The sequence below is a fragment of the Vibrio sp. 2092 genome (assembly GCF_033339635.1).
GTDB classification, from domain to species: Bacteria; Pseudomonadota; Gammaproteobacteria; order Enterobacterales; family Vibrionaceae; genus Vibrio; species Vibrio alginolyticus.
The window spans coordinates 105,366-118,264 of sequence record NZ_JAWOUY010000014.1 but is presented as its reverse complement, the minus strand read 5'-3'; the positions used below and the strand labels follow the sequence as shown (position 1 = coordinate 118,264).

The following is a 12,899-nucleotide window of genomic DNA, read 5'->3' as shown; positions in this document are numbered from 1 at the left end:
GTATTATCATTTCCTTTTGCTTACATACACATTATGAACAATCTAAAAACACGGCTTCTTCTGATTTGCTTCTTCCCTGTAGGTAGCCTAGCGCAAGCTTCTGAGAACATTGCAGACTACTTACAAGAACAAAGCAAGCACCAAGTTTCAGAAGATTTTTACGCACAGCCAACAGCAAATAACCTGAATCTAGATGCAAAAACTAACTCTTTAACTTGGCACGAAGATGGTAAGCCGGATCACTGTCGTTACGCCAAGCAGTCCAAAGACGTCGCAACACATTTCGACTACGGTGAAGCAAACGATCTATCTGACGGCTTACAACACTTTGATTTACCGGAAAGACATTCTGCAAAGGTCAAATCGACACATCGCACTTATGCTAATAACCCTCACCTTCTTCCTGGCAATAAACAATTTGCAGCCCCTGAAGACGGCACGTTTAGCTTGTCCGTATCGTCGGATTGTTTTTAGCCGATATAAATAAAAAATGCCCTGAGACAAAACTCAGGGCATTTTCACTATTTGTTTGATGGGTAACGTCACCATCTCACCGATTTAAACTTATTCTTCGTCAGTGTCTACTTCGGTTTCACGTGCTTTGCGGGCTTCTTCTTTACGAACTTTTGCCGCTAGTTGTTCTGCTTCGCGCTCTTGACGTTGCGCTGCTTTACGCTCGTTACGAACCACTTGGTTTTGGATAAATCCAGCCAGTTCTTGTTCAGCCCAAGCTTGTGCTTTCTCTTCGCTGTCAAAGCCTGTTTCACGCTTTGATACTACAGTCTTACGAGATGTCACTTGGCGAGTGATTTCTGCGCTCCAGCCGTTACGTTTTTCAGTGACGCGGATAGCAAATTTTGGATTCTTAGACATTTCTTTCATTTCCTAAGGGATTTAGGGATCAATCAGGGATTCGGTCAACTTGATAACTCCATCTAAGCTGAGCTGTTTAACACCATCCCTTGGTAAGCGCGGTATTAGAGCATAAAAGTAATCTAAACGCTGCAAGTTTTTTACGCTAGATAATAGATGACAAAGAAGAGGCAGAACAAAGCAACGTTTCGCCAAGTCACTAGAAAGAGCGACGAAGAAAAAAGAGTGATAAGAAAAAAGAAAGCGCTGGTCTCTCAACCAACGCTTTACTTAAGCTAGATTAACTTTTGGTTAATTAACCGATATTCTTACGGGCATTTTGGAACATACGCATCCAAGCGCCATTTTCACCCCAACCTTCCGGAGCCCAAGAATTTGCAACTGTGCGGAATACGCGCTCTGGGTGAGGCATCATGATAGTTACGCGACCGTCTGCTGTTGTTAAACCGGTAATCGCGTTTGGCGAACCATTCGGGTTGTTCGGGTATTGTTGTGTTGGGTTACCGAGGTTATCCACGTAACGAACCGCAACCGTACCTGATGCCTCGATCGCTGCTAGGTGCTCTGCATCACGTACTTCTACACGCCCTTCTCCGTGGGAAACCGCGATTGGCATACGCGAACCAGCCATGCCATCAAAGAATACAGAATCAGATTTCTGAACTTCAACTAGACTAAAGCGCGCTTCAAAACGCTCAGATTCGTTGCGCACAAAACGTGGCCACAAGTCTGCACCTGGGATCAGCTCTTTCAGGTTTGATAGCATCTGACAACCGTTACATACACCTAAAGAGAACGTCTCTTCACGGTTGAAGAAGGCTTGGAACTGTTCACGAGCTTGTGCGTTAAACAGGATAGACTTAGCCCAACCTTCACCCGCACCTAGTACGTCGCCGTAAGAGAAGCCACCACAAGCTACTAGGCCATGGTATTCATCCAGTACCGCTTGGCCCGTTAGGATATCGCTCATATGGATGTCGGTTGCTTCAAAACCTGCGCGGTCAAACGCTGCTGCCATTTCGACGTGGGAGTTAACGCCCTGCTCACGTAGGATTGCCATCTTAGGTTTAGCACCTTTCGCAATGTACGGTGCTGCAACGTCTTCATTTACGTCGAAGCTGAGCTTAACGTTTAGACCAGGGTCAGAGTTGTCTTTCTTAGCTTCGTGCTCTTGGTCTGCACACGCTGGGTTATCACGTAGACTTTGCATCTTATGCGTTGTTTCAGCCCAGATAACGCGTAGTTCGGTACGTGAACGTTCAAGCACAACTGCATCACCAGAAGTGATAACAAAGTCGTCTGAAGCTTCAACAGAACCAATCACATGTGAGCATGCCTCTAAGCCGTTTGCCGCCAGAGTAGATAAAACTGAATCTAGATCATCATTCTTAACTTGAACAACCGCACCTAGCTCTTCGTTAAATAGAACGGCTAGCGCATCATCACCCAGCTCTGCGATGTTCGCTTTTACGCCACAGTGACCCGCGAACGCCATCTCAGCCAGTGTAACAAAAAGACCGCCGTCGCCTTTATCGTGGTAAGCCACTAGCTTGTCATCACGTACTAACGCTTGCATTGCATCAAAGAAGCCTTTTAGCTGCTCTGCATTATCTACGTCAGCAGGTTTGTCACCCAGCTGTTTGTATACTTGTGCCAATGCTGTCGCACCTAAGCGGTTTTTTCCGTTACCCAAGTCAACAAGAACTAGAGAGGTATCTCCTTTGTCAGTGCGTAGTTGTGGAGTCACGGTCTTACGTACGTCTTCCACACGACCAAATGCCGTGATAACTAGCGACAGTGGAGAAGTGACTTCTTTGCTCTCGCCGTTTTCTTCCCACTTGGTTTTCATCGACATGGAGTCTTTACCAACTGGGATCGTCAAACCTAACGCAGGACACAATTCTTCACCAACCGCTTTCACTGCTTCGTAAAGACCCGCATCTTCACCTGGGTGACCCGCTGGAGACATCCAGTTCGCAGACAGTTTAATGTGTTTAATATCACCGATGTCTGTTGCCGCAATGTTCGTTAGTGACTCACCAACGGCTAGGCGAGCCGATGCTCCAAAGTCTAGTAATGCCACTGGCGTGCGCTCACCCATCGACATTGCTTCGCCATGGTAAGTGTCGTAGCTTGCCGCTGTTACTGCGCAGTTTGCTACTGGTACCTGCCAAGGACCAACCATTTGATCACGAGCAACCAGACCCGTTACTGTTCGGTCACCGATAGTAATTAGGAATGTTTTTTCTGCAACAGCAGGAAGACGAAGTACGCGATCCACCGCTTCATTAAGCTCCATACCATCACGAACAATGGCAGGGCTTTCCACTTTTAGTGTGGTTGCGTCACGGTGCATCTTCGGTGGCTTACCAAGCAGGATATCCATTGGCATATCGATTGGCGTATTGTCGAAGTGAGAATCTTCTAGCGTTAGATGACGCTCTTCTGTCGCCACACCCACCACTGCATACGGTGCGCGTTCACGCTTACAGATGGCGTCGAATGCTTCCATGTTTTCTGGCGCTACCGCTAGAACGTAACGTTCCTGTGATTCGTTACACCAGATTTCCAGTGGGCTCATGCCCGGCTCATCGTTTGGTACATCGCGTAATTGGAACTTACCGCCACGCTCACCGTCGTCGACAAGTTCAGGCAATGCGTTAGAGATACCGCCTGCACCCACATCGTGGATAAATGCGATTGGGTTGTCGTCGCCTAACTGCCAACAACGGTCGATCACTTCCTGACAGCGACGTTCCATCTCTGGGTTTTCACGCTGTACTGAAGCGAAGTCCAGATCTTCTGCTGACTGACCAGATGCCATTGAGGACGCCGCACCACCACCAAGACCGATGTTCATTGCCGGACCACCAAGTACGATTAGGCTCGCACCTACAGGGATCTCTTTCTTCTGTACGTGTTCATCGCGGATGTTACCCATACCACCAGCAATCATGATTGGTTTGTGGTAACCACGAATTTCTTCACCCGCATGAGAAGTGACTTTTTCTTCGTAAGTACGGAAGTAACCCAATAGATTTGGACGACCAAATTCGTTGTTGAATGCCGCGCCGCCAAGAGGGCCTTCAAGCATGATGTCTAACGCATTCACAATACGACCCGGCTTGCCGAAGTCGGTTTCCCATGGCTGTTCAAAACCAGGAATACGTAAGTTAGAGGTTGTAAAACCAACCAGACCCGCTTTTGGCTTACCGCCGATACCCGTCGCGCCTTCGTCACGAATTTCACCGCCTGAGCCAGTCGATGCGCCCGGCCATGGAGAGATTGCCGTTGGGTGGTTGTGCGTTTCTACCTTCATCAAGATGTGCGTATCTTCATGGTGGTACGTGTATTGACGAGATTTAGGGTCAGGGAAGAAACGCCCCGCTTTAGAACCTGTCATAACGGCTGCGTTGTCTTTGTATGCAGACAGTACATAGTCAGGTGTCGTTTCAAAAGTGTTTTTGATCATTTTGAACAAAGACTTAGGTTGATCTACCCCGTCGATAGTCCAATCTGCGTTAAAAATTTTGTGGCGACAATGCTCTGAGTTCGCCTGAGCAAACATCATCAATTCAATGTCGTTTGGGTTACGCCCAAGCTTAGTAAAGTTCTCTACCAAGTAATCAATTTCATCTTCTGCGAGTGCCAAGCCAAGGGAAACGTTTGCCTCTTCAAGCGCAAGACGACCGCCAGCTAAGATATCAACATGTGCGACAGGCTTAGGCTCTGCAACAGTAAATAATGCTGATGCGGCTTCAAATTCTGTGAATACTGTTTCCATCATGCGGTCGTGAATTAACGCTTTAACAGCGTCAGCTTGAGCTTCTGATAGAACAACTGAAGACTCGACATAATAAGCCGTACCACGCTCTAGACGTTTCACTTTATCCAGACCACAGTTAACAGCGATATCGGTAGATTTAGAAGACCAAGGCGAGATAGTGCCAGGACGAGGCGTGACAAGAAGTAGAAGACCTTCAGGCTCATGCTCTTCGATGGTTGGGCCGTAAGTTAGTAACTTTTCAAGTTTTTCTAACTCTTGGTCATCAAGGTCTGACTTTAGATCGGCAAAGTGCATAAACTCGGCATAAATGCCAGTTACAGGCAGATCTTGTTCACGACAAAGTTCCAGTAGTTTATTAACACGAAACTCAGAAAGAGCTGGGGAGCCACGCAAAATTCTCATGTGCTTAGGTCTCTTATGCAATTGATTAAGGTGATATTGGAATAAATTCAGACACTTAAAATAAGCCCTGTCGAACCTATGCCGATTCCACCTCGTCATTGCGAGCGCATTATATAGTAATTGTTTTTGTGATGTAACACCAAAAGCAACCGTTTGCGTCATTTTTTTTGTCAAATTTGAATTACAACTAAAATGTCGATAAAACACACAATGTCACGTTATAAGTGTGTGATTCACTTTGCCCCATGAGCTCGCTTTGATATAAAGGCAAATAGAAATTTTCCAAGATGTACCTATTAATGCAAATAAGTCACTTCAACCGGCTCAAGCGCAGTGCTCTAATTTTAGTTTCTGTTCTTTTGCTCTCAGCTTGCCAGATTGAGTCGGAGCCCAAAAGTGAATTTGAAAAAATTCAAGAACGTGGTGTGCTTCGTGTTGGCACGCTAAACAATCAGCTTTCCTACTACATAGGTCCCGATGGTCCCGCAGGGTTGGATTACGAATTGGCGCGTCAGTTTGCGGAGCAGCTCGGCGTCAAACTCGAGATTAAACCAGCCTTTCGCCAGGCTGAGCTTTTTCCTGCTCTTAAGAAAGGAGATATCGATATCATCGCTACGGGTTTAAATCAAACGTCACAAGCAGTCAAACGATTTAGACCAGGCCCTGCCTATTATTATGTAAGCCAACAAGTGGTATATAAAAAAGGGCAACTTCGACCACGTGATATCGAACAACTCATTGAATACCAAGCCTCGAAAGACGACGAGTCCGACGAAGATACAAATGCAGGCGCTCAAACATTAAAGATCGTTGAACAATCGCAATATGTTCCGACCCTAACAGCGTTAAAGAAGCAGTATCCAGAACTTCAGTTTGAAATTGTTGGTGATGCTGACACGAGAGACTTACTCAAATACGTATCGACGGGTGAGTTACGTTTTACTGTGACTGATTCGGTAGAACTTTCCCTAGCTCAACGCCTTTACCCCGATCTTGCGCTCGCGTTTGAACTTACAGAAGATCAACCAGTGTCTTGGTTTACTCGACGTTCTGAAGACGAAAGCTTGTATGCGATGCTGATAGAGTTTTTCGGTAACATCAAACAATCAGGAGAACTGTCCACTCTCGAAGAAAAGTACATTGGTCATATTGAAGCATTTGACTACGTTGATACTCGCGCATTCATTCGAGCTCTGGATGACAAATTGCCTAAATGGGCACCTTTATTCCAAAAATACAGCGAAGAGTTCGACTGGCGATTAATTGCAGCATTGGCTTATCAAGAGTCACACTGGAAACCAACAGCAAAATCGCCAACGGGTGTTAGGGGGATGATGATGCTGACTCTGCCAACAGCGAAAAGCGTCGGGGTAACAAACCGTTTAGACCCTGAGCAATCTGTTCGTGGTGGTGTCGAGTACTTACGTCGTATTGTAAGTCGCGTGCCTGATAGCATTAACGAGCATGAAAAAATATGGTTTGCGTTAGCTTCATACAATATTGGTTACGGCCACATGATGGACGCACGACGACTCACCAAAGCACAAGGTGGCGATCCGAACGCTTGGGCCGATGTAAAAGATAGGCTGCCTTTACTGCGTCAGAAGCGCTATTACAGCCAAACTCGCTATGGGTACGCCAGAGGCGATGAAGCGCGTAATTACGTAGAAAATATTCGACGTTACTACCAATCCATCATTGGTCATGTCAGCCAACAGCCAGCGATTGATGAGAATAGCGATGACTTGCAAGTGATTCCGCCGCTCAACCCCGACATTTTGATATCGGGCGCAGTAGAGACCGTCGTAGAACAAGTCTCTGGCGCTTCTGACGTCACGGTTGAAGAAGACACCGAACAAGAAAGCATTGAAGAATAAACCCGCGGTAAACTAAAAAATGACGAGCCTATGAAGCTCGTCATTTTTGTTGAGTCCTAACGAAAACTTATCTAGACTCCAATATTCTGAGTGACACCAACCACACTCAACCATTCCTTTGGTTGGTCGCCTTTTCTTCATCGTTAGTAAAACTGATTGCTTTGTAACAGATTACTTTACAACCACATGGTTTAGCTCACTTGATGAAGCGGCGCTTTCGGCTACACTCTGCCGAAATAACGTCACTCCTATTATTAAGCATCGTATTGAAATTGTTTGCTGGCTCTGTGCAATGCAGAAGTCAAATGAAGAACGTTTAAACCATACAATGTTTAGTGCGATTATCGAGCCTATTGCCAAGCATCGATGAGCCGCACTTTACTGGTATAAGTCTTGTCTGCAGGAGGTTTTGAATATGAGAAGACGTAGAGTGCAGTCAAAGCGTTTAAATAACACAGTAGCTGCTATCCGACGTAAACGTAAACTGACATGTATGAAAAAGAAAGTAAGTTCACGTAATCGTGTTTTTGTACATTTAGTCAATCACTAGTGCGTCCAAGCAAACATCTACCACGTTGTAGGTGTTTGCTAGCCCTCACTACTCCTACTACCTTGTTCGCTCTCTCCATTTTCTAATGCTTTTTGTGCTTGCTTCTTCGCTTTAATTTCCTTTCGGCGGCGCTTAAAAAACGCTTGTAGCTGAGTACGGCACTCATCTTCTAGCAGCCCCTTTTCAACTAAGGCGTAATGGTAAGCGGCTTGGCTTTCAAACAAATTAAGCACTGTTCCTGCTGCTCCAGCTTTTAAATCTGGCGCTCCAAAAACAACCCGCTTAACGCGGCTATGCAATAAGGCTCCGGCACACATTGGGCATGGCTCAAGTGTTACATATAACGTCGTATCCAGAAGGCGGTAATTTTCTAGCTTTTGGCCTGCTTTACGCAGCGTTTGGATCTCAGCATGTGCGGTAGCGTCATTAGTACCAATAGAGCGATTCCACCCCTCAGCGATAATTTCACCATCTTTGACAAGCACTGCGCCAACAGGTACTTCCCCCTCAGCTTCTGCTTGCTCAGCAAGCTCCATCGCTCTGCGCATAAACAATTCATCTTGAGGGGAAAACGGATGGTTAGACAAAGGAGGCTCCAAAGAAACAAAAAACGATTGAAGTCAGGAATTTTATCACCAACTTCGGTTTCACTACAGCAACACATCACGGGACAAAGTCTGCAACCCCAAAAAACCTAGTTACAAGACCTATCGATGTTTGTTGTGCGAGAACAAAAAAGCGCAGATCGAAGACCTGCGCTTTTCGGCTGCCAATTAGTGGCTTTCACACCCTACACGTTTTTACATTGTGTAAGTGTAAGGAGCTTGAATGCCTAGCGGGATACCTACCATCCAATAAGCAACTAGGAAGATAGACCAACCGATCAGCATTGCGATCGAGAATGGCATCATTAGTGACGCAAGCGTACCGATACCAGCCGACTTCACATAACGCTGACAGTAAACCACTACAAGAGGGAAAAATACCATTAGAGGCGAAATGATGTTCGATACAGAGTCACCCACACGGTAAGCCGCTTGAGACAGCTCAGGCGAGATACCAACCGCCATTAGCATTGGCACTAAGATTGGACCAATTAAAGCCCATTTTGCCGATGCCGAACCAATAAGTAGGTTTACAGACGCGGTTAGAAGGATCATACCGATGATGGTCACTTCACCTGGTAGGTTCATCGCTTTTAAGCCTTCTGCGCCATACAACGCTAGCATCGTACCGATGTTTGACTGAGCAAATGCAGATAAGAACTGAGCACAGAAGAACGACATTACAATGTATGCGCCCATGGTTGACATGGTGTCAGCCATCGCTTTGATAATGTCGTTGCTGGTCTTGAACGTTCCAGACACTTTACCGTAAACGTAACCAGGAATGATAAACAGAATAAAGATCAGCGGAACGATAGACTTCATGATCGGTGCTGAGAAGGCCGTAATTTCACCTTCAGGCGAGCGTAGTGCTGATGTTTCTGGAATTAACGCTGCAACAAGTAAAGCAATACCCGCCATCATTGCCCAACCTGCATAACGGAATGCTTTTGATTCCAGTTCAGTAAATGAACCTAGGTTTGGCGCAGTTTCCGCATCGTCATCAATTGGCATTTTTGACAAACGAGGCTCAATGATTTTTTCTGTCACGTACCAACCAATCGCTACAATAATGATGGAAGATAGGCCAGTAAAGAAGATGTTCGCTAATGGGTTAACCACGTATTCAGGATCAAGAACCTGCGCCGCAGTTTGCGTAAAGCCTGCTAGTAGTGGATCTATACCTGAAGGGATAAAGTTTGCAGAGAAGCCACCAGATACACCTGCAAATGCTGCCGCAATACCTGCTAGAGGGTGACGACCTGCCGCATGGAAGATAATACCGCCAAGAGGAATAACCAGAACATAGCCTGCATCTGCCGCAGTATGCGATACAATGGCAACCAAAATAAGCATTGGAGTAAGAAGCTTAGCTGGCGTGAAGTTCAGCATCTTCTTAAGACCCGTCGTAATAAAACCCGAAGAATCTGCAACACCCACACCTAGCATTGCGACAAGTACGATACCCAGTGGCGCAAAGCCAGTAAACGTCGTCACCATATTAGCAAGGAAACTTGCTAGCGCTTCGCCCGTAAGTAAGTTGGTGATAGTAAGAGCTTCGCCCGTTCGAGGGTTTGGAAGATCGAATGATACATTCGACAAAAGTGCTGACGCCGCCCAAGTAATGATCAATGCCCAGAAGAACAAAATCGCAGGATCAGGAATTTTGTTACCTGTCCTCTCGATAAAGTTTAAAAAGCGCTCCATCCCGCTCGGCTTCGATGATGGTGCCTTATTTACAGCTTGGTTACTCATGGTAACTCCATAGTGAATGATGTTGGTGCCAAGGCCTATTTGAATAATTATAACGACCTACTATCCAACGAGTATTCTAGTAAACACTAATGGAGAAAGCACAAGGTTCTAGATTTTTTTTCATAATTGGAGACATATTTTGCAAAAACACCACTTCAATTAAACATAATAAAAACAGTAGCACATCAACTCGATTAACAGTTCAAAAACCATTTATTAACCGTGACAAATCCGGTATCAAACAGGAATTACACCCGCATTTGTCTCAGCCCATGTATGCAATTGAACTTAGTTTTCGAATTCACTGTACTGTGAAATCATAGTTTTCAGCTGAACGGATTGCGTCTGCCCCATTCTATCTTCCCAACTTGTTGTGATGATGATCGTCTTTAGTGAACCTGATACAGTAGCAGGTGGCACATCCCACTCCACCGTGTACGCTCCAGTGGCGGAAGATCCTGTCACGATAGAGGCAAAACTGGCAGTAGAAATCGTAGAAAGCGCATCCGAAGCACCACGCGTTCGGAACCATTCAAGCTGGTTTTCTGCTAGACGAAGTGCTTCAATACTTTTTATGGCATATTCGGATTCGCGTTCTAGATATACGTTTAGCTTCGTTAAACCTAGAGCCCCAACACCGATAAGTAGAAAAGAAATTAGAACTTCAAGAAGGTTAAAACCTTTTTGTTTAGAGATCATTCCAGGAGCCTTTTTTCCATCTAGGAATTGCATGCGCATTCCTTGAATTGTCTATCACATCTTTATTGTATCTAAAGTCCAAAGAATCGAAGAAAACCGCTGCCTGATCTTCACTATCAAAATATTGACCACCAGATACCGTAAAAGAACCATGCTGATAATAAGAAGCTATTGTCCTGTATGAGTCTTCTACAACACTTGGCACATGATTTAGGTGAGCATTGGCTTCGAACCCAACCCAATCCGCTGTTGTCGGGGTATAATCATGATTGAAATGAAACAAGACCCCTTTAAACTTATTTGATGTAGCGCCGGAGCTCGGTGGTCCCATCACGGAGAAAAGACCACCATGAATGAGCACTGTTACGCCATTGGTCGATGATGTAGCATTCACTAAATCATTGTATTCCGATTGCTTGATTTCACAGCTCCCTTCCACCCATAAATGATGCTTCCCTGACTGAATTTCTGCTGTTAAAGCAGCACCACAATTAGGTATACCATCAGCCACTGAGCCCGTCATAACATGAAATACACCATTATCTCGGACATCGTTATGCTCTTCTGCCTTTACTCCAAAGAAGGATTCAAATGGCTTTAAATCTGTATCTTGAGTAAAATCATCACCAGCACCAACCCCGCCAACACTAGATGAGAGATGACGGTTTGCCGTCGTGTTTGCACAATCTTTATTTGTAGGGTTGTTAAAATCGGCATAGGGAGACTCTCCATGAATTACGCCTTTATTATCAACTGAAGAGGAGTAAAAGCGCTTTTTATACCTTAACGCAATACACTCCCACCCATCGCTGCTCAATTCCCCTGGGTCTGGAGTAGAGAACGTTGCACTAGAATGAAAATAAATGTCGGCACTAGACTGCATTGCACCATAACTCAAGTTACCTCCCAAAATAATCTCCTTACTAATGCTTGTAAATCCAACATTAGAAGTAACCAAATACCCATTGGAAGTACTCGTAAAATTCGGAATCGTCCAAAGCCCTGAGCCACAATCTGTTATTACGGCAGGTACAATATTATTAACTCTAAATTGCGCCCATGCACATTCAACACCTCCTTCCGCTAACCAATGTGCTTGTCGAGATTTTATTTCGTTTTGCGCAACTTTTATTTGAAAAAATACACCTTTGGATGATGCTAATGATGCAATTAAAGCAAGTAATAAAAGTATAGAAGTCACAAGCAAAGTGGTATAACCGGAATAGCCATATTTAGATGTCATTGCCAATTCCTTTGTTTGATAGAAAACTCCGCAACTTCACTAAAGACTCCATCAATCGTTTTCAAACCTAACTTAACGCTCGTGACCGAACTTACATTTCCTCCATTAGTCACTGTTTCTGAACTAACGGTGAATTGGGTAACTTGGAAAATATCATCATCAAATAGAGAACGACAAAAATCTATACCATCAAAAGATAATATTTGTGTTTGAGACACAACGCCTTTTTCACATATAAAAAACCGAGTATCTCTCTTCTCATACTTAATATTTCGATAGTCTTCATTGGCAGCTGAGTCCTCTTTAAAATACACAACCCCTACAGAAGAGGCGCCGCTCAGCATTATGGTTCCTGTAGCTCCGGATAATTTGAGTGAACTACCGTTCCCACCATCATAACCTGCCCTTTGAATATCTTCTTTCATAACAGATAAAGTGATATTCAGACCTTGCAATAAATTTAGCTCTAAGCTTTTTTCCTTTGCTGTTTTTTGTAAACTCAAGAATATAGAGCCCACTACACTAAGGACAATTAATCCAATTAAAGAACTAATCATCAATTCGATTAAAGAGCTACCTATTTGATAACGTTTGTTAGCACTGACGGTAATCATATAACTTAGCTCCAGAGTTACTACAAATTTTAATCCTTCCGGGAGGGTTGGAGAGCTTTGCTTGTAGTTTTATGTTTTGAGCATTGGTTGGGAAAAACTCTATATTTCCTCCTTGGGGTCGTCCACGGACCTCGTCGAAGCTTATTTTTTGATTATCGTAGCTGTGCTTCAAAGATAATTCAGAGTAGGCGGAGCCGGAAAGGCTTAAAATTACGCCCCCAGAGCCGCTAGACGAGTTAGTTAACTGTAGAGACCATGCACCTTGACTGACAACGACGTTTTTAGCCATAGAGAAATGTATATATAACTTTTGATTTCTCATTACCGCCTCGGACTTACTTTGGCTTAGAAAGCCAGCTAATTCAGTTGCTAATCGCTGCATTTGCACAGTTTGTGAAACACGGCTAAAGCTTGGAGCTGCAAACGCCAATATAATACTCAGTACAGCAACAGTAATAAGAAGCTCCAACAACGTAAACCCGCGAGGCATTTCC

At 44.7% G+C, this 12,899-nt stretch carries 10 protein-coding genes; 2 read left to right on the top strand and 8 right to left on the bottom strand.

All coding sequences use genetic code 11. The features are described 5' to 3' along the window. Window positions 1-33 precede the first annotated feature (33 nt). Window positions 34-474, top strand: coding sequence for a DNA-directed RNA polymerase subunit beta (locus R7P80_RS20875; protein ID WP_225491896.1), 441 nt, complete (start codon window positions 34-36; stop codon window positions 472-474). A 90-nt stretch (window positions 475-564) separates the two neighbouring features. Here R7P80_RS20875 and R7P80_RS20870 read toward each other — a convergent pair whose 3' ends face one another. Both R7P80_RS20870 and purL read right to left on the bottom strand, forming a co-directional pair. Next, window positions 565-873, bottom strand: coding sequence for a DUF3622 domain-containing protein (locus R7P80_RS20870; protein ID WP_025998700.1), 309 nt, complete (start codon window positions 871-873; stop codon window positions 565-567). 295 nt (window positions 874-1,168) lie between these two features. Next, window positions 1,169-5,062 (bottom strand): phosphoribosylformylglycinamidine synthase, encoded by a 3,894-nt coding sequence (gene purL / locus R7P80_RS20865; protein WP_033905829.1) that lies wholly within the window; start codon window positions 5,060-5,062, stop codon window positions 1,169-1,171. Window positions 5,063-5,361: 299 nt separating this feature from the next. Between purL and mltF the strand changes: the two genes are divergently transcribed. Beyond that, window positions 5,362-6,939, top strand: coding sequence for a membrane-bound lytic murein transglycosylase MltF (gene mltF, locus R7P80_RS20860; RefSeq protein WP_031779069.1), 1,578 nt, complete (start codon window positions 5,362-5,364; stop codon window positions 6,937-6,939). Window positions 6,940-7,527: 588 nt separating this feature from the next. Here mltF and tadA read toward each other — a convergent pair. From tadA to R7P80_RS20830, 6 genes are all read right to left on the bottom strand, one after another. Next, the gene (gene tadA / locus R7P80_RS20855; RefSeq protein ID WP_031780849.1) at window positions 7,528-8,076 is read right to left on the bottom strand and encodes a tRNA adenosine(34) deaminase TadA; all 549 of its coding nucleotides are present in this window, start codon (window positions 8,074-8,076) and stop codon (window positions 7,528-7,530) included. Window positions 8,077-8,289: 213 nt separating this feature from the next. Then, a complete protein-coding gene (locus tag R7P80_RS20850) occupies window positions 8,290-9,849 on the bottom strand; it encodes an AbgT family transporter (protein WP_005383758.1) in 1,560 nt (519 codons plus the stop codon). A gap of 288 nt (window positions 9,850-10,137) precedes the next feature. Further along, on the bottom strand, window positions 10,138-10,548 hold the full coding sequence (locus tag R7P80_RS20845; protein ID WP_053350260.1) for a prepilin-type N-terminal cleavage/methylation domain-containing protein: 411 nt from the start codon (window positions 10,546-10,548) through the stop codon (window positions 10,138-10,140). Further along, window positions 10,538-11,791: a hypothetical protein gene (locus tag R7P80_RS20840; RefSeq protein ID WP_225491895.1), complete on the bottom strand. Its 1,254-nt coding sequence runs from the start codon at window positions 11,789-11,791 to the stop codon at window positions 10,538-10,540. The genes R7P80_RS20845 and R7P80_RS20840 overlap by 11 nt, the downstream gene beginning before the upstream one ends. Then, complete coding sequence (locus tag R7P80_RS20835) at window positions 11,788-12,405, bottom strand: PilW family protein (protein WP_053350258.1); 618 nt, start codon at window positions 12,403-12,405, stop codon at window positions 11,788-11,790. The genes R7P80_RS20840 and R7P80_RS20835 overlap by 4 nt, the downstream gene beginning before the upstream one ends. Next, window positions 12,386-12,895 carry a GspH/FimT family pseudopilin gene (locus R7P80_RS20830; protein ID WP_005381616.1) on the bottom strand — a complete coding sequence of 170 codons (510 nt, stop codon included), beginning with the start codon at window positions 12,893-12,895 and terminating at the stop codon, window positions 12,386-12,388. The genes R7P80_RS20835 and R7P80_RS20830 overlap by 20 nt, the downstream gene beginning before the upstream one ends. Window positions 12,896-12,899 lie beyond the last annotated feature (4 nt).